Origin of the sequence: Oceanospirillum linum (assembly GCF_001995095.2) — a bacterium.
GTDB classification, from domain to species: Bacteria; Pseudomonadota; Gammaproteobacteria; order Pseudomonadales; family Halomonadaceae; genus Oceanospirillum; species Oceanospirillum linum.
The window spans coordinates 218664-244667 of the sequence record NZ_MTSD02000003.1 but is presented as its reverse complement, the minus strand read 5'-3'; the positions used below and the strand labels follow the sequence as shown (position 1 = coordinate 244667).

The window sequence follows — 26004 nt, the reverse complement described above, 5'->3', positions numbered from 1 at the left end:
GGTGTCGTGGACTAACCGCTGCCTGAAGGTGGCAGACTTTGGAAGATAAGGCCGGAAAAATGTCTCAGCGTGACAGGCTGGCGCGGGCTAAACGCGTTGTAGTGAAGATAGGCAGTGCTCTACTGACCAATGACGGTGAAGGGTTGGATCTGCCGGCGATAAGCGCCTGGGTGAATCAGATGGCTGTTTTGCGTCAGCAAGGAGTAGAGCTGATTCTGGTTTCTTCCGGGTCCGTGGCCGAAGGGATGAGTCGTTTGGGGTTGGTTGAGCGCCCTTCAACTCTGCATGAGTTACAGGCCGCAGCGGCAGTAGGGCAGATGGGGTTGGTTCAGGCATATGAGAGTCAGTTTATGCGTCATGGACTGCGGGCTGCTCAGATTCTTCTGACCCATGATGACCTGTCTAATCGCAAACGCTACCTGAATGCACGTAGTGCCGTTAAGGCGCTGCTAGACCTGGGTGTTGTGCCTATTATCAATGAAAACGATACCGTCGTTACCGACGAGATAAAATTCGGAGATAACGATACGCTGGGGGCTTTGGTTGCTAATCTGCTGGAAGCGGATGCTCTGGTTATTCTGACCGATCAGGAAGGGCTGTATACAGCCGACCCCCGGTCTAACCCGGGGGCAACTTTAATTGAAGAGGCCTGGGCCGATGATCCGGAACTGGCAGCGATGGCTGGTGACGGTGGACGTTTAGGGCGGGGTGGTATGATTACCAAGGTGCGCGCTGCAGGCCTTGCCGCTCGCTCCGGTGCAACAACACTGGTTGCCAGTGGGCGTCAGCCAGACGTTCTGATTCGGGCTACCTCCGGTGAGTCCATCGGTACCTTATTTTTGCCTAAAGATACTCCTTGGGCAGCCCGTAAACGTTGGCTGGCGGGGCACCTTCAGACCCGGGGGACTCTGGTTCTGGATGATGGTGCTGTGCGTGTTCTTCGGGATAAGCACTCCAGTTTGCTCTCTGTAGGGGTTTGTCGGGTGACCGGGCGTTTTCGGCGAGGGGATATGGTTCAGTGCGTCAGTGAAGAGGGTGAGCTGATTGCAAAGGGCCTGGTGAACTATGACCATGAAGATGCATTAAAAATCCTCGGACAGCCTTCGGGTATGATAGAATCTTTGTTGGGTTATGTGGCCGATCCCGAGTTGATCAATCGCGATAATCTGGTTCTGGTTTAGAATAAACGGAACACTTTTCTGCTGCTTTGCGCCGCTTTGGCATAAAGTCTTAGAAAAAAATAACGCTTAATTGTTAAAAAGGCTGTTCATACCCTATGGTTTACCGTAGAATGCGCACCCCTAAAGACATTAGACTTTAATTCGTGAAAAACGCATAATGCGTCTTTCAATTTAATTAGACCGATTTCTCCAAGGAGCTTAACGGTGGCGAATATCGCATCTGCAAAAAAACGTGCACGCCAGGCTGAGAAGCGCCGTAATCACAATGCCAGCCTGCGCTCCATGGTGCGCACTTACATCAAGCGCGTTGTAGCGGCAGCTGAAGCGGGTGATCACGCTCAGGCTAAACAAGCTTTCGATGCAGCACAGCCTGTAATCGATCGTGTTGCTGATAAAGGCATTATCTCTAAAAATAAGGCAGCTCGTACCAAGAGCCGTCTGAATGCGCGAGTTAAAACTCTGGCTGCATGATTTTAGAGGTTTTACCTTTGAAAAAACCGGCTTAGGCCGGTTTTTTTGTGCCTGAAATTCGGCAAAATGCTCTCTTCTCTGATTTAAATCTTGTTAGCCGATATGAAAGAACTGATTTTCATAGCTGACACCGCAGGAAAGCGCCATGTCTGAACAGAAGCCAACTGAATCTAAACCTGCTGCGCCCTCATCTGAAGCGTCACGGGAGCCAACTTCCGCTGTTCAGGCTGAAGGTGATAAAACATCACCGGGGCTGCTTGCTGCCGATCAACAGATCCGCAAACCAGGGCTGTTGCGTTCCGGCGCTCTGGTCAGTGTGATGACGCTTATCTCCCGGATTCTCGGGCTGGTGCGGGATATTGTGATTGCAGGCCTCTTTGGCGCGGGTGCCGGCGCCGATGCTTTTTTCGTTGCTTTTAAAATCCCTAACTTTCTACGTCGTTTGTTTGCTGAAGGTGCTTTTAATCAGGCTTTTGTACCTGTGTTGTCAGAATACCGCAGTCAGCGAGACCGTCAGGCGGTGCGAGGCTTGATCGATTCAGTAGCTGGCACGCTGGGGCTGACCTTAAGCGGAATGACCGTTCTGGCGATTGTTGCGGCACCTGTACTGGTCTGGGTGTTTGCTCCAGGCTTCAGTCAGCTGCCGGAGAAACAGGCGCTGACAGCAGAGATGCTTCGGGTTACCTTCCCTTATCTGCTTCTGATCTCTCTGACCGCTTTTGCTGGCAGCATTCTGAACAGCTATGATCGTTTTGCTATCCCGGCTTTCACCCCTGTGCTGCTTAACCTCTCTCTGATAGCTACTGCTCTGTGGCTGACACCTTTTATGGAAGAGCCTGCTATGGCGCTGGCCTGGGGGGTTCTGATTGCAGGTTGTGCCCAGCTACTTTTTCAGTTGCCATTTCTGGCCCGTATCGGGCTGATGCCTCGACCAAAAGTTCGCTGGAAAGACGAGGGTGTTGGCAGGATTATGAAACTGATGGCACCGGCATTGTTTGGGGTATCCGTCAGTCAGATCAACCTGTTACTGGATACTGTGCTGGCGTCTTTTCTGGTCAGTGGTAGTGTTTCTTGGCTCTATTATTCCGATCGACTGGTGGAGCTGCCGTTAGGCGTGTTTGGCATTGCAGTGGCAACAGTCATTCTGCCTAGCTTGTCCACTAAGCATGCGGAAAAATCCGGGGAAGCTTTTGCCAAAACTCTGGACTGGGCGGTGCGTATGATTTTACTGATTGCCGTTCCTGCTGCTCTGGCTTTGACTGTACTGGCAGAACCTTTACTGTTCACACTGTTTCAGTATGGCGCTATGACAGCCCATGATGTTGATATGGCCGCTCTGAGCCTGCGGGCCTATGCGGTGGGTTTACTGGCCTTTATGCTGATTAAGGTGCTCGCTCCGGGGTTTTATGCCCGACAGGACACCCGGACACCGGTAAAAATCGGCATTGTCGCTATGGTGGCGAATATGCTCTTTAACCTGCTGTTGGTGTTCTGGCTGGATCATGCAGGTCTTGCCCTGGCGACATCCCTGTCCGCCTTTTTGAATGCAGGTTTGCTCTGGCTGACCCTTCGTCGGGAAGGTGTGTTTGTCTGGCAACCCGGCTGGGGGCGTTATTTGCTGCAATTGATTCCGGCTGCCGGTGTCATGGTGGCGCTTCTGCTTTGGTTGACACCTGAAGCTGCAGAGTGGGCAGTATTCGGTTGGCAGCAACGTGTATTCTGGCTGGGTACTTTGGTGATTGCTGGTGGCGGTCTCTATCTTGTGATGCTGCTTCTGGCGGGCCTGCGCTTGCGCCATATGCGTTATTAGACCTGTGCCTGGCATGGTCACGTATATTCCGCAGCAGAGGGGGTGCAGTGGCGCGTAATTTCGCTATAATCGGTCTCTTTTAGAAAATTCATATGCTCAATCACCCGGCTGGCAGTGCCAGTATAGATCCCGGACAAATATGGGCAGGAATAAGCCGCAAGGCAATATGATTCAGCGGGCGAAAAACACATTATGAACCACAGGAGCAAAATGAAACTGATACGGGGTTTGCACAATTTACGAAAAGAGCATCAGGGTTGCGTCGCAACAATTGGCAACTTTGATGGTGTGCACCTGGGTCATCAGGCTATTTTGCGCCAGGTTAAAGCGAAAGCACTGGAGCTGGGGCTGCCGTCGGCAGTTGTGGTTTTTGAACCTCAGCCCAGAGAGTTTTTTGCCTCAAGCCAGGCACCGGCTCGTTTGACGCGCTTTCGTGATAAGGTTGAGCGTTTAGCCGCCCAGGGTATTGATCGGATTCTTTGTCTGCCCTTTAACCAGAAACTGGCCAGCCTTTCAGGCCGTGAGTTTATTGAGCGGGTCTTAACCCAAGGACTTGGCGTACACTACCTGGTTGTGGGCGATGATTTCCGTTTTGGTTGTGACCGGGCCGGAGACTTTGCTCTGCTACAGCAGGTGGGTCAGGAAGCTGGCTTTGATGTGGTTAATACGACCACCTTTGAAGTTGAAGCTGAGCGGGTCAGCAGCACTCGTATCCGTACCGTTCTGGCGGGATCTGATTTTGTCCTGGCGAACAAATTACTGGGCGTGCCCTATCAAATCGGCGGACGCGTACTGCATGGCCGTAAACTGGGACGGCAATTGGGTGTACCAACGGCCAATCTGTCGTTAAAAGATAAACAACCAGCTTTGCATGGTGTCTACACGGTTCTGCTGAATACCAGTGATGGCCTTTTGCACAAAGGTGTTGCCAATATAGGTAATCGACCCACCATTGATGGGGTTCGTCCGGCACTGGAAGTTCATCTGTTTGATTTTAATGGTGATCTGTATGGGCAGCGTGTACAGGTCACTTTTTGCAGTAAACTGAGAGACGAAAAGCGTTTCTCTGACGTTGCCGCCCTGCGGGATCAGATCATGCATGATCTGCAGAATGCGCGGGATTATTTTGCACAGCATTCCAGCCAGGGGATTCCCTTGGCTAATGGTATGTCCGGCTGATTATTCAGTCGATGTCAGAGTGAACGCCGCTGCTGACATAAAGAAACAAACCCTACTTCCCTGATACTGGGTCACCCGATAGCCTGGTAACGGATAATTTGACAAAGAGCAGCGATTCTTAGCCATGAGCGACTATAAGCATACACTCAATCTTCCGGAAACCGACTTCCCGATGCGAGGCAATCTGCCAAAGCGTGAACCTTCCCGACTGGCTCGCTGGGATGAAATCGGCCTGTACGAGAAACTGCGTAAGGCCGGTGAAGGTCGTCCAAAATTTGTTCTGCATGACGGCCCTCCGTACGCTAACGGTAATATTCATATTGGCCACGCAGTTAACAAAATCCTGAAAGATATGATTGTTAAGTCGCGCACATTGGCGGGTTTTGACGCCCCTTGCGTGCCGGGTTGGGATTGTCACGGCCTGCCGATTGAGCACAAAGTCGAGACTCTGATTGGCCGTGCCGGCGACAAAGTACCGTACCGGGAGTTTCGTCAGAAGTGCCGGGAGTACGCCGCAGAGCAGGTTAACGGCCAGAAAGCTGACTTTATTCGTTTAGGCATCCTTGGTGACTGGGAAAAACCGTATCTGACCATGAACTATCAGACCGAAGCTGACATCGTGCGTGCTCTTGGGCGCATTGTGGAGAACGGTCATCTGGTAAAAGGCTACAAGCCAGTTTACTGGAGTGTTGTGGGGCAGTCTGCTTTGGCAGAAGCTGAGGTCGAGTATCAGGATAAAACCTCCATCGCACTGGATGTGGCTTACACCTTTATTGATCAGGCAAAAGCGCTGGAGCTGTTCGGCAACCCGGCAGGTGAAGGTGAGTTGTCTGTTGTGATCTGGACCACCACTGCGTGGACACTGCCAGTCAGCCAGGCGGTATCGTTGAATGCCGCTTTTGAATATGCACTGGTGCAGGTGCGTGATCAGCGCTTTGTACTGGCGGCCTCCATGGTGGATGACATCATGGCGCGTTGGGGTGAAGACAAGTATGAGGTGCTGGCGAAAGCCTCCGGCCAGGCACTGGAAAACCAGCTGCTGAAACACCCGTTCTATGACAAGCAGGTGCCTGTGATTCTGGGCGATCACGTCACAACAGATGCCGGTACTGGTGCAGTGCACACGGCACCCGATCACGGTATGGAAGATTTCGTGGCAGGTAAAGCCTATGGTCTGGGTACCATCAATCTGGTACAGGCTAACGGTGTTTACAGTGACGAAGCCGGCGAGTTTGCCGGTCTGCACGTATACAAAGCCGACGAGCCGGTGATGGATGCGCTGACCCGCGAAGGTAAACTGGTGCACCACAAAGCCTTTGAACATAGCTACCCGCACTGCTGGCGTACCAAAACCCCTCTGATCTATCGTGCGACCCCTCAGTGGTTCGTTTCCATGGAAGAGAAGGGGTTGAAAAAAGACGCCCTGGAAGCGATCAAGGGTGTGCAGTGGTTCCCGGCCTGGGGCCAGAACCGTATCGAATCCATGGTTGAGCAAAGCCCGGACTGGTGTGTTTCCCGTCAGCGTACCTGGGGTGTGCCCATCACGCTGTTCATCAACAAAGAAACGGACGAACTGCACCCGAACACACCGGAGCTGATGGAAAAAGTCGCTCTGTTGATGGAAAAAGAGGGTATGGATGCCTGGTTTGAGCTGGATGCGGCAGAGCTGTTGGGTGATGAAGCGGATCAGTACTACAAGGTTACCGATACCCTGGACGTATGGTTTGATTCCGGTGTAACCCACCACTCGGTATTGCGCCCCCGTGAGGAGCTGACTTTCCCGGCGGATATCTATCTTGAAGGTTCGGATCAGCACCGGGGCTGGTTCCAGTCATCCCTGAAAACGTCTATTGCAATCAATGGTTGCGCGCCTTACAAACAGGTGCTGACCCACGGTTTCACCGTGGATGAGAAGGGCTACAAGATGTCCAAGTCATTGGGCAATGTGATTGCACCACAGGAAGTGACCGACTCTCTGGGTGGCGACATTCTGCGTCTGTGGGTTGCGGCGACGGACTATTCCGGCGAGATGGCCGTATCGAAACAGATTCTGCAGCGTACAGCCGATTCTTACCGCCGTATCCGTAACACCGCACGTTTCCTGCTGGCGAATCTGAACGGCTTTAATCCGGAGACCGATATGGTGTCACCGGAAGAGATGCTGTCACTGGATCAGTGGGCGGTAGATCGCGCACTGCAGCTGCAGGGTGAGCTGGAAGGTGCATACAACGAATACCACTTCCTGAGTATCTATCAGAAGGTGCATAACTTCTGCGCTCAGGATCTGGGTGGTTTCTATCTGGATATCATCAAAGATCGTCAGTACACCACACAGCCTGATAGCCTGGCGCGCCGTTCCTGCCAGACTGCGCTGTACCATATCATCGAGGCGCTGGTACGCTGGGTTGCACCGATCCTGACCTTTACTGCAGAAGAGATCTACGAGAATATTCCGGGCCAGCGTGAAGATTCTGTGTACCTGACGACCTGGTATGACGGGCTGTTTGAGATGAAGGCTGACGGTGAGAAAAATCGTGAGTACTGGAACCGTATCATGGACGTGAAAGAGGCGGTCAATAAGTCTCTGGAGGACGCCCGTAATGCAGGTGTTGTGAAAGGCTCAATGGCAACTGAGGTAACGCTGTTTGCCGATGCGGAACTGAAAGCCCTGATTGATGGTCTGGGTGAAGAGCTGCGTTTTGTCCTGTTGACCTCAGATGCCCACGTGGCGGATCTGGCCAAGGCCAGTGATGCAGCTGACACTGAACTGGCAGGCCTGAAAGTAGCGGTTAAAGCCTCTGAGCACGCCAAATGTGGTCGCTGCTGGCATCACCGTGAAGATGTCGGTCAGCATGCGGAACATCCTGAGCTATGCGGCCGCTGTATTTCCAACCTACCTGACGGTGAGGGTGAACAGCGCCAGTTTGCATAAGGGTTGTTCAAAGCACCGGAGAAACAAGTGTTGCAGGATGCTTGTACCGCTCGAAGAGAAACAGAGGCGCCAGCGGGCGCCTCTGTTATAAACAGAACCCGTTAAATTGTCAGAGCACCGGAATGACAGGCATCAATCAGAAAAATGGAAAGAAGGGTTATCAGCTGAAATGGCTGCTACTGTCCGTATTCGTTGTTATCGTAGATTTAGTATCGAAAGCATGGGTAACGGATAGTTTTAACTACGGTGAGCGCCTGTACATGCTACCGGTGTTTGATCTGACCTTGCTACATAACACCGGGGCGGCTTTTAGTTTTCTGGCCAATGAGACCGGTTGGCAACGTTGGTTTTTTGCCGTGATTGCTGTAGCTGTCAGTACCGGGCTTTTGGTTTGGCTGACCCGGCTAAAGCGTAATGAAACTTGGTTGGCCTGTGCATTGGCTTTGGTCTTAGGTGGTGCTCTGGGTAATCTGCATGACCGTATTTTATTGGGCTACGTTGTTGATTTTTTGCTCTTCCACTGGGATAACGCCTACTTTCCGGCCTTTAATTTGGCGGATGCTGCCATCACCTTGGGTGCAGGCATGTTAATTGTAGATATGATCCGTAACCCGGATGGTGCTAAAACTGATAGCGTAAAAACGCAGGACAAATCTGAGTGATTGTCCTGCCGATATTTTCAACGGGTGATCGGCAATGTGCTGTATGCCCTTGCTGAACTCTGGTTCAGTTGGCTAAAGAATAAGGTAATGATAAATGAGTGAGCAACAGATCGGCCCCGGTAAGCAAGTGACATTGCACTTTGCCCTGAAACTGGCAGAAGGCGCGACAGTCGATAGTACTTTTGACAAAGATCCGGTTCGTTTGATTGTGGGCGATGGTAATCTGCCTGCGGGCTTTGAGACACCGCTGCTGGGCTTAAGCGCTGGTGCGAAAGAGATTTTTGATATTGAGCCGGAGCATGCCTTTGGCCAGCATAATCCAAGCAATATTCAGAAGCTGCCACGGCAGCAGTTTGCCCCGGAACTTGAGCTTGAGCCCGGCCTGATGCTGAGCTTTGCGGATAAGGCCAATGGTGAGCTGCCAGGTGTTGTCGTTGAGTTTGATGATGAACAGGTTACGGTAGATTTTAATCACCCTCTGGCGGGGCGTGCATTGAAATTCGAAGTGGAAATTATCGCAGTAGAAGATGCGCCGGAGCAGGCAACAGAGGCATAGTTCTGCTTTCCCTGTGTGCATTGAAATCCTATTTGTCGCTAATGGCTGATCGCTAAAGAGTAACCCATGTCAGTAACAGAAGTTAATCCGGCACAGATGCAGATTAAACTGGCTAACCCCCGTGGTTTTTGTGCCGGTGTTGATCGTGCCATTGAGATTGTGAACCGCGCTCTGGAAGTTTTTGAGCCACCGATCTACGTCCGCCATGAAGTGGTGCACAACAAGTTTGTGGTTAATGACCTGAAAGAGCGTGGTGCTATTTTTGTTGATGAGCTGCATGAGGTGCCTGATGACACTATTGTGATCTTCAGTGCCCATGGGGTTTCGAAAGCCGTCCAGGATGAGGCCGATCGCCGCGGATTGAAGGTATTTGACGCTACCTGCCCCTTAGTAACCAAAGTTCACCTTGAAGTGCTGCGTTACAGTAAGCAGGGTCAGGAGTGTATTCTTATCGGCCATGAGGGGCACCCGGAAGTAGAAGGTACCATGGGGCGCTACGATACATCTGCCGGAGGCTCTATCTATCTGGTGGAGAATGAAGCAGATGTTACGAGCCTTAAGGTGCGGGACCCATCTCAGCTGGCCTTTGTAACCCAGACAACCCTGTCGATGGATGATACTGCCCGGGTTATTGATGCACTGCGGGCGAAGTTTCCTGATATTCAGGGGCCGAAAAAAGATGACATCTGTTACGCAACTCAGAACCGACAGGATGCGGTCAAGCAGCTGGCGGCGGAGTGTGATCTGGTTCTGGTAGTGGGTTCACCGAACAGCTCCAACTCGAATCGCTTACGAGAGCTTTCTGAGCGGATGGACACACAGGCGTACCTTATCGACAACGCTACAGAGATCGATCCTGCCTGGCTTGTGGGAGAACCTAAGATCGGTATTACCGCCGGAGCTTCAGCGCCTGCTATTTTGGTTCAGCAGGTGATTGAACAGTTAGGAGAACTCGGAGCTGCAGACCCTGTTGAGCTGGATGGGCGGGAAGAGAATGTGGTGTTTTCGATTCCGAAAGAGCTTAGGCTGACCGATATCGGTGAGTAAAAGGTCATCGACAGACTGAAGTCAAAAGGCGCAGCTTCTGTTTTACAGGGCTGCGCTTTTTTTATGGCCTGAGACGCCCCTTGATAATGCTTACCAGCAATGGATAGGCGATCTGGTTTCGCCGGAGGCGGACTTGGTCAGTTCAATTTTGCTGCAGCCGGTATCTCCTGATTGTGATCCGGTTGCACTGGCTGTAACCCGGTAGCCCACCGGGGATGGGTGGCTAACAGAGAGGGTGTAAAAGCCTTCACCGGATGTTGCCGCAGTATTTAATCCCACATCTGTCATATCAGAGGTGTAGCTGTTATGACTGGCTCGCCAACGCTCCTGGGCCAGCTGAACCCGTAGAATTGCGCTATGGGCATCAACTCGACGGCTTTCAAAGGTATAATTTTTGTATGAAGGGTAGGCGACTGCACCCAGAATGCCAACAATGGCAAAAACAATCAGCAGTTCTATCAGAGTAAATCCCTGCTTTACGGTCTTGAAATCAGGCATAGCACATCCTTTTGATCCTGATCAGAGAGGCGGTCACTGAAGTACTTTTAGAGGGGAAGCACTTACGAAGAGTGCTTGTGAACCCTGCGTCTGCGTGGCATGTTAAGACAATTGTATCTGAAAAAACAGAGAGCAATATGAGAGCAAAGGGATTTACTCTGATAGAGCTGCTGATTACGTTAATTATTATCAGTGTTCTTACGGCGGCGACGGGCCCGAATATAAGCCGATATATAGAGCAGGAGCGGCTTCGCGGGGCTTTGTTTAATCTTAAGCAAAAGCTGGTTTATGCACGCTCAGAGGCAATCAAACGAAATGTGACCATTTTTGTTTCGGGCTCTGCCGGGGCTGATTGGTGTGTTGGTCTGAGCCTGAAGGCTGATTGTGATTGCTCCTCTTCTGACCCCATGCAAGCGGATGCCTGTTCACTCACCGTGAATGGAACTCAGGTTCTTCATCGCCTGACCAGTGAAGATTATTCCGGGATCCGTATCAGTCAATTACGGAGTTTTCGGTTTGATGGTGTCAGAGGCTTACCCTGGGACTCCGGTTCTTTTGCCGGGACGATCCCTTTGAACTCAGCGTCTTACTCCGGTGCTGTTGTCATTTCCAGAATTGGCAGGGTAAAGGCATGCGGTAATCTATCGGGAGTGGAGGATTGTTGAGTGAATCTTCATTCTTTGCGTCGCCCCAATCAGGCCGGGTTTACCTTGCCGGAGTTACTGATCTCTTTGGTCTTGGGCTTATCTCTGGTCGGTGCGGTTATGACGGTGTACCTGGCAACGGTCACGTCATCCATGGATCGTCACAAACAGACGCAGCTGAATCATAATTTACGCACCAGTCTTGATCTTATTCTGAGAGAGCTGAGGCGTGCCGGTGGTTTGGCGGGAGGTGCTCTGCCAGACTCAGAGAGTGCAATGCAGAGCCTGTATAGCAATAACCCCTTTATGGACCCGGTCAGTAACCTTCGGCTGTGGGATTGCAATGCTGCTTATGAGTGTAGCTGCGTTACTTACAGTTATGATCTGGATGGCGATAACGACCCCTATACCGGAGATATGAATCACTTCGGTTTTAAACTGAGCAGTAGCAAGCGGTTGCAAATCAGAACAGGGACTATCGTTTCTGATGGGGGGCCTCACCCTGGTTGTGGCTATAATGCAGCAGTGAATACCTGGGAGTCTCTGACAGAGGATGATGTGAAAATCACTCATTTCTCAATTCGCTATATTGACCGGGATGGCAATGCTCTGTCGGCACCGGAAGCTATCAATATATCAGATGGCCATGGCTGTACAGGCGGGGCTGCCTGCCTTGAAGAGCGTAACCTTCAGGTCACCATCAGTGGCAGTAGGGATGAGTTCTCAATGACGGTGACCGGTAAAGTGAGGGTGCGTAATGATCGCTATATCCCTTAAGCGCCATCAGGCGGGACTGGCAACACTTATATTTACAGTTGTGCTTTTAGTTTCCCTGACGATTATGACTTTCCTCAGTGCTCGTACCTTACTGATGGAACAGGCTGTCTCTGGGAATGAAAACAGAAGCAGAGAGCTGGAGTATGCTGCAGAGGCTGGCCTTGAATATGGTATCGCCTGGCTGAACCGTTATGCTCCTGATTTTGCAACCTGGAGCGATCTTACTGCTCCGGATTACGTTATCACAGCAGGCAGTGACCGTTATAATTTGAGTGTTGATTATCTGCCGGGTTGCTTAGATCCGGGGCTGGGGGCTGCAAAATCTGCTTGTGGCCGCTGGCTGGTGGAAGTTCGGGCCAGGGCAACGGCAGAGTCCGACTCAGATCTTACTCGGCAGCAGGTTGTGCGCCTTGTGGCGAGCCGTTTAAGCTATTCGCCAACGATTAACTATCTCCGTATTCCCGGAAGTTGGCGCGATTGGTGAGGCTTGCATAGGATGTAGCAACACTATGGAAAGGTATCTATCGGACATGATGGAAACAGAGCAAACGGGTATAACCCTGATCGAAGTCCTGCTTATCGTTCTGATTATTTCTGTGGGGATGGCGGCGACCGCGAAATTTCAGGCAGAGCTTTTTCAGGCCGGCACCACAACTAAAGCGCGCTTTCAGGCACTGGCCCTTGCCCAGAGTAAAATAGAGAGCCTGAAAATTCTCCAGAGCTCAGCTGCCGGAGGCTCTCAGAGTGATGTTGCGGGGGGGAGTACGAACTATGAAATCCGTTGGGAGCGTTTTCCTGTTGCAGGTTTTACCAATACAGTCCGGTACACCGCAACGGTAACCTGGAAGGATAGCCAAAATCGCAGTCACAGTGTCCAGCTTGCAACTCTGCTTTACGCTGACCCTATGTCAGGTGGCTATGGCACTGATTCTGTAATGCGTGCAAAGGCTGCAAGGTGCGTTTTTTTGAATTGTGATATGGCTGCCAGTCCGTCGGGCTAAATGAAGGCTTTAACGTATCATCGGAACCCAGGAAGACGGTACCGTTAATCAATAAACATAAAGACAGGGGAAATAGTTTGAACGATTTTCTGATCGTCGGTGGTGGCGTGATCGGTATGATGACCGCCCGTATATTGGCAGACTCCGGTGCGGACGTCACTATTGTTGATAGAGGCCTATTGTGTAAAGAATCTTCATGGGCTGGCGGTGGTATTGTTTCTCCGCTTTACCCTTGGCGTTACCGCCCGGAAATTACCGCCTTAGCCAACTGGTCACAAGGGTATTATCCTCAATTAGCAAAAGCGCTGGCCGAAGAAACCGGGATTGATCCGGAGTTTCGCTCCGGAGGTATGCTGATGCTTCGGGTTGACGATGAAGCTGAGGCATTGGCCTGGGCTGAAAAATATCAGCAGCCACTGACACAGGTTACCAAAGAGTTTATCTACAGCACAGAAGCCAGTATCGCTCCCGGTAAAGAACAAGCTATCTGGATGCCGGAGGTGGGCAGTATCCGTAACCCGCGTCTAGGCAAGGCTCTGAAAAAGAGCCTTGAGCAGCGAACGAATGTTCGTATTCTGGAGCATGTTGAGGTCAAAAGTATCCGGGTAATGGATGGACGGGCGATTGGCGTCAACACGGCCAACTCGGTACTGAGTGCAGGCCAGGTCATTGTCTGCAGTGGAGCCTGGAGCTCTGGCTTGTTTAACGCTGAAGGGGCCAATGGTGAGAATCTGCTGCCGCAGTTGCCCATTGAGCCGGTGCGAGGCCAGATGATGGTCTACAAGGCGGAGCCAGGCTTGGTGAACCGTGTTGTGATGCTGGATGGCCGCTATGTGATTCCCCGTAACGATGGTCGTATTCTGGTCGGTTCAACACTGGAGTATGACGGCTTTAATAAGCAAACCACTGAAGAGGCCCGTCAATCACTGCAGGCCAGCGCTGAAGCGATTATTCCTGCATTGAAGGAGATCCCGGTAGAGCACCATTGGTGTGGCCTGCGCCCGGGGTCACCGGACGGCGTACCTTTTATCGGTGCAGTGGAGGAGGTGGGCCATCTGCATGTTAATGCCGGTCATTTCCGCAATGGCCTGGTTCTGGCACCCGCTGCGACAGAGCTGCTCTGTAATCAGCTGCTGGGCCAGCAGACGATAATTGATCCGGCACCTTATCAACCAAGCTCTCGACTGGAAGAAACGGAAGGCGAGATAATTTAAGACCGATAGGTATCCATAAAAAAGGGTGTGGATAACTGGCTTTTCCCGGTTATCCACACCCTTTCTGTTTTCCAGAGACCCGTTTACAGGAAACGGTACCGCCTATTTTTTCTCAGGGCCGCTATCCAGAAAGTGCTGCTTATGTTCATGGCAGCAAAACCAAAGGTTTTCATGCTTCACTGCATCTGACTGGGGCAGGTGAAGGTTGCAGTATCTGCACTGAACCATCTGTTGTGAGTCTGCTGCACGCTTTTCAGATGCCGTCCCGTTGCTTTGGGATTGCAGCTTCCTCTGGTTGTAAGCTTTTAACAGGCGAATGCCCAGCCAGACAATACCGATAAAGATGATTAAGCGGAAAATAATAAAACCCATAATGTCATCCTAAGCTGAATAGCGTTTCTGTTTGAGCGCAGAGCCTGATTAATATCTGCCTCATTACTGATCCATACCTTAACTAAATACGTCCGGAATCAGTGCTTCCCATGGGGCTTTGCTGCCTTCGCCCAAAGGTTTAAGCAGTTTCAGCTGTCCGTTTGAGGTTAGCTGCTTATGCTCAGGGTACTGGGATTTCAGCAGGTCAAGCGCTTCACGGGCTTCTTCCTCCATGCCGAGATGCAGATATGCCTCTGATAATGTCGCCAATGCATCACCTGAAATTCCGGCTGTCGGATAATTTTCCAGTGCAAACTGACTGCGCTTGATTGCAGCAACATAACCGCTCTTGCGGATATAAAACTGTGCGATAAAGATCTCACGACGGGCCAGTACATTACGGATATAAAGCATCCGCTGGCGGGCATCGAAAGCATAGCGGCTATCCGGGAAACGGCGCAGAAAGTTATCGAAGTCAGAGAAAGCATCCCGTGTGGCACCAAGGTCACGCTCTGAGATATCTATCAGCTCCAGGCCTTCCAGCATATAGCGGCCAGCCATATACGACGACATCCCTTTCATATAATAGGCATAGTCAACCTGAGCATGCCGTGGATGCAGGCGAATAAAGCGGTCAGCTGTTGCTCGGGCTGTTTCGTAATCCTGATTACGAAACTGGGCATAGACCTGTTCCAGCAAAGCCTGTTCTGAAAAGCGGCCCAGTGGGTACTTGGTTTCTAGGGCTTCCAGTAGCTCAAGACTGCGAATAAAGTTGTTGCCTTCCAGAGCGTTCCTGGCCTCCAGGTAAAGCGTACGTTCAGCTTTGGCTAAATCTGCTGCAGACTGATCACTGGCACAACCTGCCAGCATAAGTGCCAGACCTGCAAAAGCAGCCAGTAAAGACTGGCGGGATAACAATCGGGAGCAGACAGACTTGCCCAAATGGGCATTGCGGCTGCAGCGTTTATAATGAGGGAAAGAAACTGGCTTACGCATAATCACCAAAAGAGCTGTTTTCAATGGTAGAATGAACGGCGAATGACTATAGCACAGGCCGATGATAAATACGTATTTGTCATTGGGCCGTTGCGAGCCTTTCTTTGACACCCTGAGCCCGCCGGAGTTTCATACTTCAAGGCGTTTAGGTTCAGATATTAACTCTTACCCGGACCTTTATTCATTCATGGCTGAATCAATCTCGCTGCAAGCAACTGTCCCTTTTGAACTTAGCGGTTCCCGTCTGGATCAGATTGCCGCAGAGCTCTTTCCCGATTACTCGCGCTCCCGCCTGCAAAGCTGGATTAAATCCGGTGAACTGACCGTCAACGGTGCGCAGCGCAAGCCGAAAGAGAAACTGAACGGCGGCGAAGCACTGAAAATCGAAGCCACTGAAGAGAACAATGACGAGTGGGTCGCCCAGGACATCGCATTGGATATCGTTTATGAAGATAACGATATTCTTGTGATCAACAAACCGGCGGGTCTTGTTGTTCATCCGGCGGCAGGCCATCAGAACGGCACCTTGCTGAATGCACTGTTGCACCACGCCCCGGATATGGCGCATCTGCCCCGTGCGGGTATTGTGCATCGTCTGGATAAAGACACCACAGGTCTGATGGTCGTCGCTAAGAATCTGATGGCACAGAATGCCTTAGTTGAGCAGCTGCAGGATCGTTCCATGGGACGTGAATATGAAGCTGTGGCTGTTGGCGTGATGACAGGTGGCGGTAAAGTTGACGCCCCTATTGGACGACATGAGAAAGACCGAAAACGAATGACCGTTACACAAACCGGTAAGCCCGCTGTTACACACTACCGGGTGCTTGAGCGCTTTCGGGGGCATACTCATATTCGTTGTAAGCTGGAGACTGGTCGAACGCACCAGATCCGTGTGCATATGTCTCATATTAATTATCCTTTGGTGGGCGACCCTGTGTACGGTGGCCGTATGCGCTTGCCTGCAGGCAGCAGTGAAGGCTTAAAGCAGGCTCTGCGCCATTTCACCCGACAGGCGCTGCACGCGAAGCGGCTGGAGCTTTGGCACCCTGCCACAGGGGGTCTTATGGAATGGGAAATTGATCTTCCCAGTGACTTCCTCAAGCTGCTGGATGCTCTGGAAACGGATCTGGAAGATTAATGCGTAACGCCTTTGCCTTTATGGCCCCCCACTGGCCTGCACCGAAAAATGTGAAGGCGCTGGTTACCTCCCGTGAGCGGGGGGGGTAGCAAACCACCCTTTGATCATTTCAATATGGCAGAGCACGTTGGTGATAATCCCGCTAACGTTGCGATGGCCCGGGAAGATCTGCAAAACTTTGTGGGTAAAGATCAGCCTCTGCTCTGGCTGAATCAAACTCACAGTACCTGTGTTGCTGACAGCTTTACCCCTGATATTGAAGCGGATGCCGCTGTAGCTTTTAACTCTGACTATGCCTGTGTTGTGATGACCGCTGATTGCCTGCCGGTATTCTTCTGTTCAGAAGAGGGCGACAAAGTGGGCGTGGCTCATGCCGGTTGGCGCGGGCTGGCTGATGGGGTACTGGAGGCGACGTTGGATAAGCTGAATATTGAGCCGGAGAAAACCCTGGTTTGGTTAGGTCCCGCCATCAGCAGCAAACACTTTGAAGTGGGTGACGAAGTCCGTCAGCGTTTTGTTGAACAGCTGCCGCAAAGTTTTGACTGCTTTGAGCCAAGCCCCTTCCGCCTGAATCATTATATGGCCGACCTGTATCAGCTGGCGCGACTGAAACTGGCGGAGCGGGGTGTTGATCAGGTTTACGGTGGGGCTTTCTGTACCTACGCAGAACGTAAACGCTTCTACTCCTACCGGCGTGACGGACAGACCGGCCGCATGGCCAGTATTATCTGGTTGGCGGAGTAACCTGCTGTCGGATGGTGCCTGCGGCTTATCCAACCTACGACTTTAAGCGATATCCGGCAAGTAACTGTAGGACGGAAAAGCGCCGTGGGCGCGCCTTCCGATATTTTAAAAGGCGGTGTTTGCCCGTCATCTCCCTGCTTCGTTCCCGATGATGTCGGATGGCACCTTTGGCTTATCCAAGCTATGTCCTGAATAGCAAATAAGCCTCTCAATTCTGATCTATATCAACCTCTTTGATGCCATAAAACCCCCGTCAGCCTTGAACTTGTACTTTTTGCCCCTATCTTTCCGGTATAAGCAATAACCCACCTGTCGGAAACCCCGACACTACTTCGGCTGAATAAAGCCCAACGACACATCACGGGGTTACACAGGTCTACCGAGGAATACGAAATGCGTGTTGACCGTTTAACCGGAAAACTTCAGCAAGCGCTTGCTGATGCCCAATCCATGGCTGTAGGCCATGATCATAATCTACTGCAGCCGGTTCACCTGATTCTGTCAATGCTGGAGCAGCGTGACGGTTCTATCCGCCCTCTGATCAGTCAGGCTGGCGGTGATTTTAATAAGCTGCGTAATGAGCTGCGTGAACAGTTTGAGTCCCTGCCTGTTATCAGTAACAGTGATGGCCAGATTATGATGTCGCCGGAGTTAGGGGGCATGCTTAATCTGGCGGATAAAGAATCTCAGCAGCGTAAAGACTCCTATATTTCCAGTGAATTGGTGCTATTAGCCGCCGCGCAGGATAAGGGCGATACCGGCAAACTGATCCGCGGTTGCGGCCTGAGTAAAGAGTCTTTAAGTAAGGCGATCGATCAGGTTCGGGGCGGCGAAAGTGTGGATGACCCGAATAGCGAAGAGCTGCGCCAGTCACTGGATCGCTTTACCGTCGACCTGACCCAACGTGCACTGGATGGCAAGCTTGATCCTGTGATCGGCCGTGATGATGAGATCCGTCGCACCATTCAGGTTCTGCAGCGTCGAACCAAGAATAACCCGGTATTGATTGGTGAGCCGGGTGTGGGTAAAACCGCCATCGTGGAAGGTCTGGCTCAGCGCATTATCAATGGTGAAGTGCCTGAAGGATTGAAAAATAAGCAGGTGCTTTCACTGGATATGGGTGCCCTGATTGCCGGCGCAAAATATCGCGGTGAATTTGAAGAGCGCCTGAAAGCCGTGCTGAATGAGCTGGCTAAGCAGGAAGGTCAGGTTATTCTCTTTATTGATGAGCTGCACACCATGGTTGGCGCAGGTAAAGGCGAAGGCGCTATGGATGCCGGTAATATGCTCAAGCCTGCTCTGGCCCGTGGTGAACTGCATTGCGTGGGCGCAACCACACTTGATGAATACCGCCAGTACATCGAAAAAGATGCCGCCCTTGAGCGCCGCTTCCAGAAAGTACAGGTGGATGAACCTACAGAAGAAGACACTATCGCTATTCTCCGTGGCCTGAAGGAGCGCTATGAACTGCACCACGGTGTGGATATTACCGATAGTGCCCTGATTGCCGCTGCCAAGTTATCCCAGCGGTATATCACTGATCGCCAGCTGCCGGACAAAGCGATCGACCTGATTGATGAAGCGGGTTCCCGTATCCGTATGGAGATGGACTCCAAACCGGAAGAGATGGACCGTATGGATCGCCGTCTGATTCAGTTAAAGATCGAACGGGAAGCGCTGAAAAAAGAGAATGACGATGCCTCCCGTAAACGTCTGGCACATCTGGAAGGTGTGATTAAAGATCTGGAGCGGGAGTACGCTGATCTGGATGAGATCTGGCGTAGCGAGAAATCGGCGGTACAGGGTGCGCAGCAACTGAAAGAGCAGTTGGAACAGGCCCGTCTGGATATGGAGTCCGCCCGCCGTAACGGTGATCTGGCACGTATGTCTGAGATTCAGTATGGCATTATCCCGGATCTGGAACGCAGTATGGAGATGGCCTCCCAGGTGGAGGAAACCGATCATCAGTTGCTGCGTAATCGCGTGACCGAGGAAGAGATTGCCGAAGTGATCTCTAAATGGACCGGTATTCCGGTCAGCAAGATGCTGGAATCCGAGCGGGACAAACTGCTCAAGATGGAAGGTGCGCTGCATGAGCGTGTGATCGGACAGGAAGAAGCCGTAGAAGCGGTTTCCAATGCGGTGCGTCGCTCCCGTGCGGGTCTGGCAGATCCGAACCGTCCTAACGGTTCCTTCCTCTTCTTAGGCCCTACCGGTGTCGGTAAAACCGAGCTGTGTAAATCACTGGCGAAGTTCCTGTTCGATACCGAAGAGGCGATGGTGCGGATCGATATGTCTGAGTTTATGGAGAAACACTCCGTAGCCCGCCTGATCGGTGCACCTCCGGGTTATGTCGGTTATGAAGAGGGTGGTTATCTGACCGAAACCGTACGTCGCAAGCCGTACTCTGTTGTGCTGCTGGATGAGGTGGAAAAAGCCCACCCGGACGTGTTCAACATTCTGCTGCAGGTGCTGGAAGATGGCCGCCTGACCGATGGTCAGGGTCGTACCGTGGACTTCCGCAACACGGTTATCGTGATGACCTCTAACCTGGGCTCCGATGTGATTCAGGCCTATGGCGGTAAAGACGAGCAGTACGATGAGATGAAAAACAAAGTGATGGAGGTGGTAGGCAACCACTTCCGCCCTGAGTTGATCAACCGTATTGATGAAGTTGTCGTGTTCCATAGCCTCGCCCGTGAAGCGGTGAAAGGCATCGCGCGGATTCAACTGCAGCGTTTACAGCAGCGACTGGATGAGCGTGAACTGACCATCGAACTGTCGGAAGAGGCGCTGGAACAGCTAGTGGAAGTCGGCTTCGACCCCGTTTACGGTGCCCGCCCGCTGAAACGCGCCCTGCAACGCTGGATCGAAAACCCACTGGCGCAGGAGATTCTCTCCGGCAAATTCGCACCGGGACACACTATCAAAGTGGAAGTGCAGGATGGCGAACTGGTGTTTGTTTGATCAGCCTGTCAGCTAAATATTAAAACCTGAATATCCCCGCTGTTTGCAAAAGTGAACAGCGGGGATTTTTGAAAGGACTGCCGGTTTGTTGATAAAACTTAGCAGCGATTTTTCCCAGATATAATCATGGGTGTCCCGGATTTTTTTGTGAGTAAATCTATGATCGAGCCTAGTGTCGAAAAGCAGTTTTTGCTTTGGTTGCATAAAGACTATACCCGGCGGTTCGGGTACGGTGTCCGAAATATTGATAAATGTGATTTTTACACCACCTACAGCGTCGAAAACCTGCCAGAAGAGTTTTACGAAATAAACAACGGTATGGCTAGGTCGCACGTTCTTGAATATGCGAAGGAGCTTGAAGCCAAAGGTCTTCTTCGTTTCGCCGAAAACGGCCTTAAATTTCATTTCACAAAAGAGGGCTATGAAGCCGTATCGGCTAGCAAATGCCAGCGGTTCCTCGATGCTCTTAATCGCAATCCTGGGGCTTTGGCTCTGGCAGCAGCTATTGTTTCGGTTGGTAGCCTAATCGTGGCTATTTTGGCACTTCGCAATGGGCCGTAAAACCGGGGCACCCATAATTCACCCCCCACCGCTCCGGCAAAAACTGCGCATAGTAAAGCGGCATCACGATATGCGTCTGCTCGGTGATGGGAGAACTCTGTGTTCCGGTGAGTTTGATGGTTTTCTCCGGTGTGCATTTCTGAATATAGGACTACAGGGATTTCGCCCGCGTCCTTTTGCCGCTTTTCACTTTTATCGCAAATCGAAAAAATAGACCTATAATAAGCACTTAATTTGATGCTTTTTGAGGTGTGTTATGAGACAGGTTTTGGCGAATTGCTCGGCAAGTATCTCTGAGCTGAAGAAAAACCCGACCGCGTTGCTTAACGAAGCAGACGGCGCGGCCATCGCTATTTTAAACCACAACAAGCCAACCGCTTATCTGGTGCCTGCAGATATGTATGAGCTTCTTATGGAGCAGCTGGATGATTATGAACTGACCAAGCTGGTTGAAAGCCGCCGTGGTGATTTATCTGAGGCGGTGGACGTCAATATCGATGACCTATAGGCTTAAGTTTCTTCCGGCTGCTAAAAAGGAGTGGGATAAGCTTGCACCGCCGATTCAGAGTCAGTTTAAAAAGAAGCTGAAAGAGCGGCTGACGAACCCTCATGTACCCTCAGCCAAATTATGGGGCTTTGATGCGGTTTACAAAATTAAGCTGCGTACGGCAGGATACCGTTTGGCGTATGAAGTTATTGATGATGAGATCGTTGTCTACGTTCTGGCAATCGGAAAACGTGATAAAGATGCGGTGTATAAAAAGCTGGCATCCAGAGTCCCTTAACCCGATACGCTTCAGAAATCTCCCCATCTCTCCGGCAGAAACTGCGCATAATAAAGCGGCATGACGATATGCGTCTGCCCGGTAATAGGGGAACCCTGTGTTCCGGTGAGTTTGATGGTTTTCTCCGGTGAGCATTTCTGAATATAGGACTGCAGGGATTTTGCCCGTGTCCTTTTGCCGCTTTTCACTTCTATCGGGATAATCTTGCCTTCGTCATTACTGACAATAAACTCAATCTCCGCCCGTGCATCGTTCCATGAAAACGTAGGATCAACACCGATAGCCGCCAGCTCCTGTTGAACAAAGTTCTCCGCGATATAGCCCTTGTACTCGTAGCTCTGTTGTTTGATCTCCCGATAGCCGCTGCCCAGCATATGATTGAGCAGGCCGGTATCAAACAGAAACAGCTTTACCTTGTTGTCCTTTTTGTAAGCCGCCAGCGGCAACTTGGGCGTGCCTTCAATCGGGTAGTTGGCTAAGGCAAGGCGGCAGTTCTGCAGCCAGTGAATGGCGTTCTCAAAATCGTTGTAACGGGATTTACGCTCATGCACGTTTTTAAACTTAAAGCGTTTTACCGATTCATCCATTACCAGCGACAGCTGTGCCGGAATGCTGTTAAACACCGACTCAATCAGAGTAGCATCGACTTTTCCGGCGTACTTACCGAAATCCCTTTGATAACCCGCCACCAGATCAGCGTGGATCTGATTAACCCGTTCAACCCGTTCTAAAATGCCCAGCTCTTTATGTTGAAACCAAACCGACACTGCTTCCGGCATACCGCCGGTAAAGAAGTAATCGGTAAGTTTATCCATCAGTTTGCTGTGTACAGCAGGTGAACTCATCTGTTGATTAAAAGCTTTCAGCAAGGCCGGTTCATCAGCGGCCTGCAGAAACTCACCGAAGCTCAGCGGTCGCAGGTTGTATTGCTGCACCTTGCCCACCGGAAAGGTGTTCAGAAGGCCGATATTGGAACCACTGGCAGCCACAAAATATGTGGCGGCTTTCTCGGCAAAATACTTGAGGGAGGTGACGGCCCGCTCGCACTCGCCGATCTCATCCAGAATCAGCAGATCGGTTTGCGGGTTAAAGCTCTGACCACTGATCAGCTCCAGATTGAATAAAATATCATCCGGGCTCAGCGAACTCTCAAAGGCCTCTTTGTAGGCGGGCGTTTCCAGAAAGTCGATACGCAGGGTATTGGCAAAGGTTTTGCCAAATAGCTCCTGCAGCAGAAAGGTCTTACCGGTCTGGCGGGCGCCATCAATCAGCAGAGGTTTACGGCTGGCTTGGTTTTTCCATGCGATCAAAGCATCAAGTAGGGCGCGCTGCATACGGGTTTGCTCCTGCAAATCAAAGGGTTCACAGAGCCCATTGTAGCAAGTCTTACACTTTTACGCGCTGAAAAGTGAATTTTTTTACATTTTTATGCGCATAAAAATGCGGAAATTCACACTTTTATGCGCCTAAAAGTGTGGTAGGCGAGATGTGCTCTTAATGAAAGAAACCGGGGCACCCATAATTTATCCCAGACACTTGCCGCAACAGGTAGCAGCGTTGCTGAGCAGACCGGTTGCCCCAATCTTGATTTTGGCAGCGGCTTGTCTTTGACGTTTTCGGCTCAGGGGCAGTTTGCCTGCGTCAGTACCCTTGTCGAAACAGAAACCAAAATTAAAGGTCTGCTGCTGAATATTCCAGCAGAGGTTAATTATGATCTGTTCCTCTTCAAGCATGACGAGAACGGCCTAACACAACTGGATGCGTCTTTTCAGGCTAATGCAGCCGTAGAAAAAACCTTTGCTAAGGTGCAGCCGGGAGCCTACGTACTGGTCGCGCAAGCGACACAAGGAGCCTCGGCAGACCCGGTTGTTTTTGGTTGGCAAGGTTATACCCAGATTGACAGTCAGGAAGCCAATGATAGGTTTGAACAACGTACGCCGTTATCAACTAATGCCGTGATTCAGGGGGAATCTGGATAACAGCAATGATAAGGACTTCTTTGCCTACACTGCAGGGCCGGATCAGGCCAAGCTGAACCTGCGCTTATGGGCCGTAAAGCCGGGACACCCATAATTCACCCCCACCGCTCCGGCAGAAACTGCGCATAATAAAGCGGCATCACGATATGCGTCTGCCCGGTAATAGGGGAACCCTGTGTTCCGGTGAGTTTGATGGTTTTCTCCGGTGAGCATTTCTGAATATAGGACTGCAGGGATTTTGCCCGTGTCCTTTTGCCGCTTTTCACTTCTATCGGGATAATCTTGCCTTCGTCATTACTGACAATAAACTCAATCTCCGCCCTAGCATCGTTCCATGAAAACGTAGGATCAACACCGATAGCCGCCAGCTCCTGTTGAACAAAGTTCTCCGCGATATAGCCTTTGTACTCGTAGCTCTGTTGTTTGATCTCCCGATAGCCGCTGCCCAGCATATGATTGAGCAGGCCGGTATCAAACAGGAACAGCTTTACCTTGTTGTCCTTTTTGTAAGCCGCCAGCGGCGACTTGGGCGTGCCTTCAATCGGGTAGTTGGCTAAGGCAAGACGGCAGTTCTGCAGCCAGTGAATGGCGTTCTCAAAATCGTTGTAGCGGGATTTACGCTCATGCACGTTTTTAAACTTAAAGCGTTTTACCGATTCATCCATTACCAGTGACAGTTGCGCCGGAATACTGTTAAACACGGACTCAATCAAAGCATCAAGTAGGACATAAACCTCAGCCCAGCTTATAGCCAGGCCGAGGTGCAGGCGTTACTGACGATCTGTTAGTTTGTATCCTTTGGGGACGTCAAAGCGGCTGCCACGCTCCTGTTGTACCTTAACGTTAGTGACATCGTAGATATAAGACAGCATAGGTTTGCTGGTATCACGAGTTGTGCGTTTTTCAACTTCTTTATTAACTCGTTTTTCTGCAATATCTTCGGCCATCTTTGTCAAAGAGCCCAGGGGGTCTTTTATACTGAACGCAGTTTCTTTTTTCTCTGCTTTTTTCGTTACTTGCTGGCAGGCCTGACTGTCAGCGAACCACTCAAGTTTAATGGATACAGGGTAGCCCGGTATTGCTTTCAGCTTTTTAACCACTTCAGAATCGTTGTCCATCTCTTTTTTCTCGATATCACCCGAGATCATAGAAATTGCACCAAAAACCTGATTATTAAAGAAGTTAGATAATGGGTTTGTCTGATCTGAAACTTTGCTTAAGTAGTTTCTGTTGTACTGACCATTAATGTCCCACACCTCTTTAGTTGTTTCGTCAGGCTTGGTCATCCAGAAGTCCATTTTTACCACATGCTTATCTTCCAGCCCTTGTTCATCCTGGGTGGTCATGGTCCACTGGGCCACATACTGATCAGCCTTAAAGCCGTTCACTGTGCGCTGTTTATCCTTAGGGGTGATGTTAAATTTAAAGTCTGACGAAGTCAGCTTGCAGGAGTCCCCGCCGGATGGGTCATAGTAGTCATTCTCTTCTTCGTTATCTTGCTGCTTCTCAAGCTGATCCCAAATACTTGTGTCACTACAGCCAGACAGAGGGCACTCGTAAAAAGCTTTTTCATCGTGATCAAGGTGCCATTGCAGATTTTTATCAACACGCGCAATCATTGTTTTATCAGCATTGCCTATCATCTGACGGGCAAACCAAGAGTCATATTTAACCGTATCCTTGATTGCCCGGCGTTCAGGTTGCGTATAAATAGTCACGCTTCCCTTGCTATCAGGTAGTATGAAGCCCCCAATAGAGTACTTTGCCTCCAGAATGCTGGTTTCTGCTAGAGGTGTTGTATCCTCTACCGGCTTTGAGGACGCACAGCCTGTCATGATTAGGCTTAAGGCTGTAATTTTTAAAAGCTTTCGGTTATTCACAATTAATCCCTGTATTCCATTTTTATTTGCAAAGCTCATAATGAACTTTCCTTAGTCTGGTTCTGTGTGCTCCGACTTTTTAGTAAACCCTTAGCAGCGAACAGAATTACCAAAGATTGTAACGACCAGAGCCCCCAGCTTCTACAATAATTCAATTGCATCTTTTGACGTTAAAGCTCCGTTTCTCGAGCAGAGAACACCTGGAAAAAAACAGCCTAAGAGGGGGCGCTTTTCACTTATCTAAAGGTTGACGTTGAGGGAACAGTTCTCTGAAAATCCCATGTAAAATTTGTGGATTCAGTGCGGCTAGTGGAATGATTTTACTAAAAAAGCCGGTTTTTATTTTGCATTGCACCAAAAAGCAGTCTTAACCCCCTAACTCGCCCTATTGTTCTATTGACATCTTTAACCTGCTGTTAGAACCTAATTGTCCTTATTTTCCGGGCGTAGATACAGGGCGAACCCCGACCGTCTACGCGAAAGGGTAAACAGGCTTTATTTACCCACCGAAGGAATAGCAGGCCCAGGTTTACCCGCCAGGCCTGGCTGACGCCCCGATCCGCATCTACCCGTGCGAAGAAGAGTGCAGAACCTATCCGGTTCTATG

At 50.8% G+C, this 26004-nt stretch carries 25 protein-coding genes and 1 pseudogene; 20 read left to right on the top strand and 6 right to left on the bottom strand.

The window, feature by feature from the left end; all coding sequences use genetic code 11:
- The first annotated feature begins 59 nt into the window (after nt 1–59).
- From proB to ispH, 8 genes are all read left to right on the top strand, one after another.
- On the top strand, nt 60–1181 hold the full coding sequence (proB, locus tag BTA35_RS09100) for a glutamate 5-kinase (RefSeq protein WP_078319498.1): 1122 nt from the start codon (nt 60–62) through the stop codon (nt 1179–1181).
- Between the two features lie 204 nt (nt 1182–1385).
- Nucleotides 1386–1652 carry a 30S ribosomal protein S20 gene (rpsT, locus tag BTA35_RS09095; RefSeq protein WP_078319497.1) on the top strand — a complete coding sequence of 89 codons (267 nt, stop codon included), beginning with the start codon at nt 1386–1388 and terminating at the stop codon, nt 1650–1652.
- A 145-nt stretch (nt 1653–1797) separates the two neighbouring features.
- Complete coding sequence (gene murJ, locus BTA35_RS09090; RefSeq protein ID WP_078319496.1) at nt 1798–3462, top strand: murein biosynthesis integral membrane protein MurJ; 1665 nt, start codon at nt 1798–1800, stop codon at nt 3460–3462.
- A 210-nt stretch (nt 3463–3672) separates the two neighbouring features.
- Nucleotides 3673–4641: a bifunctional riboflavin kinase/FAD synthetase gene (ribF, locus tag BTA35_RS09085; protein ID WP_078319495.1), complete on the top strand. Its 969-nt coding sequence runs from the start codon at nt 3673–3675 to the stop codon at nt 4639–4641.
- A gap of 124 nt (nt 4642–4765) precedes the next feature.
- Nucleotides 4766–7573: an isoleucine--tRNA ligase gene (gene ileS / locus BTA35_RS09080; protein WP_078319494.1), complete on the top strand. Its 2808-nt coding sequence runs from the start codon at nt 4766–4768 to the stop codon at nt 7571–7573.
- Nucleotides 7574–7695: 122 nt separating this feature from the next.
- Nucleotides 7696–8235 (top strand): signal peptidase II, encoded by a 540-nt coding sequence (lspA, locus tag BTA35_RS09075; RefSeq protein WP_078319493.1) that lies wholly within the window; start codon nt 7696–7698, stop codon nt 8233–8235.
- Nucleotides 8236–8329: 94 nt separating this feature from the next.
- Nucleotides 8330–8791 carry an FKBP-type peptidyl-prolyl cis-trans isomerase gene (locus BTA35_RS09070; RefSeq protein WP_078319492.1) on the top strand — a complete coding sequence of 154 codons (462 nt, stop codon included), beginning with the start codon at nt 8330–8332 and terminating at the stop codon, nt 8789–8791.
- A gap of 96 nt (nt 8792–8887) precedes the next feature.
- A complete protein-coding gene (gene ispH, locus BTA35_RS09065; protein WP_078319774.1) occupies nt 8888–9838 on the top strand; it encodes a 4-hydroxy-3-methylbut-2-enyl diphosphate reductase in 951 nt (316 codons plus the stop codon).
- A gap of 90 nt (nt 9839–9928) precedes the next feature.
- On the opposite strand, the gene BTA35_RS18705 is transcribed toward ispH, so the two are convergent.
- A complete protein-coding gene (locus tag BTA35_RS18705) occupies nt 9929–10336 on the bottom strand; it encodes a type IV pilin protein (RefSeq protein ID WP_078319491.1) in 408 nt (135 codons plus the stop codon).
- Between the two features lie 137 nt (nt 10337–10473).
- On the opposite strand from BTA35_RS18705, the gene BTA35_RS09055 reads away from it, so the two are divergent.
- The 5 genes from BTA35_RS09055 (at nt 10474) to thiO (ending at nt 13972) form a co-directional block, all read left to right on the top strand.
- Nucleotides 10474–11001: a GspH/FimT family pseudopilin gene (locus tag BTA35_RS09055; RefSeq protein WP_078319490.1), complete on the top strand. Its 528-nt coding sequence runs from the start codon at nt 10474–10476 to the stop codon at nt 10999–11001.
- Nucleotides 11002–11757 carry a PilW family protein gene (locus BTA35_RS09050; RefSeq protein ID WP_078319489.1) on the top strand — a complete coding sequence of 252 codons (756 nt, stop codon included), beginning with the start codon at nt 11002–11004 and terminating at the stop codon, nt 11755–11757. It begins immediately after the preceding gene.
- Nucleotides 11738–12241 (top strand): pilus assembly PilX family protein, encoded by a 504-nt coding sequence (locus BTA35_RS09045; protein ID WP_078319488.1) that lies wholly within the window; start codon nt 11738–11740, stop codon nt 12239–12241. The genes BTA35_RS09050 and BTA35_RS09045 overlap by 20 nt, the downstream gene beginning before the upstream one ends.
- Nucleotides 12242–12287: 46 nt before the next feature.
- The gene (locus tag BTA35_RS09040; protein WP_078319487.1) at nt 12288–12758 is read left to right on the top strand and encodes a type IV pilus modification PilV family protein; all 471 of its coding nucleotides are present in this window, start codon (nt 12288–12290) and stop codon (nt 12756–12758) included.
- A 77-nt stretch (nt 12759–12835) separates the two neighbouring features.
- Complete coding sequence (gene thiO / locus BTA35_RS09035; RefSeq protein WP_078319486.1) at nt 12836–13972, top strand: glycine oxidase ThiO; 1137 nt, start codon at nt 12836–12838, stop codon at nt 13970–13972.
- Nucleotides 13973–14074: 102 nt separating this feature from the next.
- Here thiO and BTA35_RS09030 read toward each other — a convergent pair whose 3' ends face one another.
- Complete coding sequence (locus tag BTA35_RS09030; protein ID WP_078319485.1) at nt 14075–14344, bottom strand: PP0621 family protein; 270 nt, start codon at nt 14342–14344, stop codon at nt 14075–14077.
- Between the two features lie 78 nt (nt 14345–14422).
- Nucleotides 14423–15340 (bottom strand): outer membrane protein assembly factor BamD, encoded by a 918-nt coding sequence (locus tag BTA35_RS09025; protein ID WP_078319484.1) that lies wholly within the window; start codon nt 15338–15340, stop codon nt 14423–14425.
- A gap of 187 nt (nt 15341–15527) precedes the next feature.
- On the opposite strand from BTA35_RS09025, the gene rluD reads away from it, so the two are divergent.
- The 6 genes from rluD (at nt 15528) to BTA35_RS08995 (ending at nt 21538) form a co-directional block, all read left to right on the top strand.
- Nucleotides 15528–16481 carry a 23S rRNA pseudouridine(1911/1915/1917) synthase RluD gene (gene rluD / locus BTA35_RS09020; protein WP_078319773.1) on the top strand — a complete coding sequence of 318 codons (954 nt, stop codon included), beginning with the start codon at nt 15528–15530 and terminating at the stop codon, nt 16479–16481.
- Between the two features lie 72 nt (nt 16482–16553).
- On the top strand, nt 16554–17225 hold the full coding sequence (pgeF, locus tag BTA35_RS09015) for a peptidoglycan editing factor PgeF (protein WP_338013006.1): 672 nt from the start codon (nt 16554–16556) through the stop codon (nt 17223–17225).
- Nucleotides 17226–17618: 393 nt separating this feature from the next.
- On the top strand, nt 17619–20192 hold the full coding sequence (gene clpB / locus BTA35_RS09010) for an ATP-dependent chaperone ClpB (RefSeq protein ID WP_078319483.1): 2574 nt from the start codon (nt 17619–17621) through the stop codon (nt 20190–20192).
- Between the two features lie 147 nt (nt 20193–20339).
- Complete coding sequence (locus BTA35_RS09005) at nt 20340–20753, top strand: hypothetical protein (RefSeq protein WP_139363642.1); 414 nt, start codon at nt 20340–20342, stop codon at nt 20751–20753.
- A gap of 256 nt (nt 20754–21009) precedes the next feature.
- Entirely contained in the window at nt 21010–21261 is a 252-nt protein-coding gene (locus BTA35_RS09000) for a type II toxin-antitoxin system Phd/YefM family antitoxin (protein WP_078319481.1), read from the top strand.
- A complete protein-coding gene (locus tag BTA35_RS08995) occupies nt 21251–21538 on the top strand; it encodes a type II toxin-antitoxin system RelE family toxin (RefSeq protein WP_078319480.1) in 288 nt (95 codons plus the stop codon). The genes BTA35_RS09000 and BTA35_RS08995 overlap by 11 nt, the downstream gene beginning before the upstream one ends.
- 11 nt (nt 21539–21549) lie before the next feature.
- On the opposite strand, the gene BTA35_RS08990 is transcribed toward BTA35_RS08995, so the two are convergent.
- Nucleotides 21550–22872 (bottom strand): ATP-binding protein, encoded by a 1323-nt coding sequence (locus BTA35_RS08990; RefSeq protein ID WP_078319479.1) that lies wholly within the window; start codon nt 22870–22872, stop codon nt 21550–21552.
- A gap of 267 nt (nt 22873–23139) precedes the next feature.
- Here BTA35_RS08990 and BTA35_RS08985 point away from each other — a divergent pair, with 267 nt between their 5' ends.
- Nucleotides 23140–23517, top strand: a complete 378-nt coding sequence (locus tag BTA35_RS08985; RefSeq protein ID WP_139363641.1) for a hypothetical protein — start codon at nt 23140–23142, stop codon at nt 23515–23517.
- Nucleotides 23518–23612: 95 nt separating this feature from the next.
- On the opposite strand, the pseudogene BTA35_RS08980 reads toward BTA35_RS08985, so the two are convergent.
- A pseudogene (locus tag BTA35_RS08980) lies at nt 23613–24230 on the bottom strand (DUF4143 domain-containing protein); the annotation flags it as partial.
- 57 nt (nt 24231–24287) lie between these two features.
- Nucleotides 24288–25436 carry a hypothetical protein gene (locus tag BTA35_RS08975; protein ID WP_078319477.1) on the bottom strand — a complete coding sequence of 383 codons (1149 nt, stop codon included), beginning with the start codon at nt 25434–25436 and terminating at the stop codon, nt 24288–24290.
- Nucleotides 25437–26004: the final 568 nt, after the last annotated feature.

Excerpts from the sequence above, each read along its gene's own strand:
- proB (WP_078319498.1), top strand. The coding sequence starts at position 60 with ATGTCTCAGCGTGACAGGCTGGCGCGGGCTAAACGCGTTGTAGTGAAG.
- murJ (WP_078319496.1), top strand. The coding sequence starts at position 1,798 with ATGTCTGAACAGAAGCCAACTGAATCTAAACCTGCTGCGCCCTCATCT.
- ribF (WP_078319495.1), top strand. The coding sequence starts at position 3,673 with ATGAAACTGATACGGGGTTTGCACAATTTACGAAAAGAGCATCAGGGT.
- ileS (WP_078319494.1), top strand. The coding sequence starts at position 4,766 with ATGAGCGACTATAAGCATACACTCAATCTTCCGGAAACCGACTTCCCG.
- lspA (WP_078319493.1), top strand. The coding sequence starts at position 7,696 with ATGACAGGCATCAATCAGAAAAATGGAAAGAAGGGTTATCAGCTGAAA.
- BTA35_RS09070 (WP_078319492.1), top strand. The coding sequence starts at position 8,330 with ATGAGTGAGCAACAGATCGGCCCCGGTAAGCAAGTGACATTGCACTTT.
- ispH (WP_078319774.1), top strand. The coding sequence starts at position 8,888 with ATGCAGATTAAACTGGCTAACCCCCGTGGTTTTTGTGCCGGTGTTGAT.
- BTA35_RS18705 (WP_078319491.1), bottom strand. The coding sequence starts at position 10,336 with ATGCCTGATTTCAAGACCGTAAAGCAGGGATTTACTCTGATAGAACTG.
- BTA35_RS09055 (WP_078319490.1), top strand. The coding sequence starts at position 10,474 with ATGAGAGCAAAGGGATTTACTCTGATAGAGCTGCTGATTACGTTAATT.
- BTA35_RS09045 (WP_078319488.1), top strand. The coding sequence starts at position 11,738 with ATGATCGCTATATCCCTTAAGCGCCATCAGGCGGGACTGGCAACACTT.
- BTA35_RS09040 (WP_078319487.1), top strand. The coding sequence starts at position 12,288 with ATGATGGAAACAGAGCAAACGGGTATAACCCTGATCGAAGTCCTGCTT.
- BTA35_RS09030 (WP_078319485.1), bottom strand. The coding sequence starts at position 14,344 with ATGGGTTTTATTATTTTCCGCTTAATCATCTTTATCGGTATTGTCTGG.
- BTA35_RS09025 (WP_078319484.1), bottom strand. The coding sequence starts at position 15,340 with ATGCGTAAGCCAGTTTCTTTCCCTCATTATAAACGCTGCAGCCGCAAT.
- rluD (WP_078319773.1), top strand. The coding sequence starts at position 15,528 with ATGGCTGAATCAATCTCGCTGCAAGCAACTGTCCCTTTTGAACTTAGC.
- clpB (WP_078319483.1), top strand. The coding sequence starts at position 17,619 with ATGCGTGTTGACCGTTTAACCGGAAAACTTCAGCAAGCGCTTGCTGAT.
- BTA35_RS09000 (WP_078319481.1), top strand. The coding sequence starts at position 21,010 with ATGAGACAGGTTTTGGCGAATTGCTCGGCAAGTATCTCTGAGCTGAAG.
- BTA35_RS08995 (WP_078319480.1), top strand. The coding sequence starts at position 21,251 with ATGACCTATAGGCTTAAGTTTCTTCCGGCTGCTAAAAAGGAGTGGGAT.
- BTA35_RS08990 (WP_078319479.1), bottom strand. The coding sequence starts at position 22,872 with ATGCAGCGCGCCCTACTTGATGCTTTGATCGCATGGAAAAACCAAGCC.
- BTA35_RS08975 (WP_078319477.1), bottom strand. The coding sequence starts at position 25,436 with ATGAGCTTTGCAAATAAAAATGGAATACAGGGATTAATTGTGAATAAC.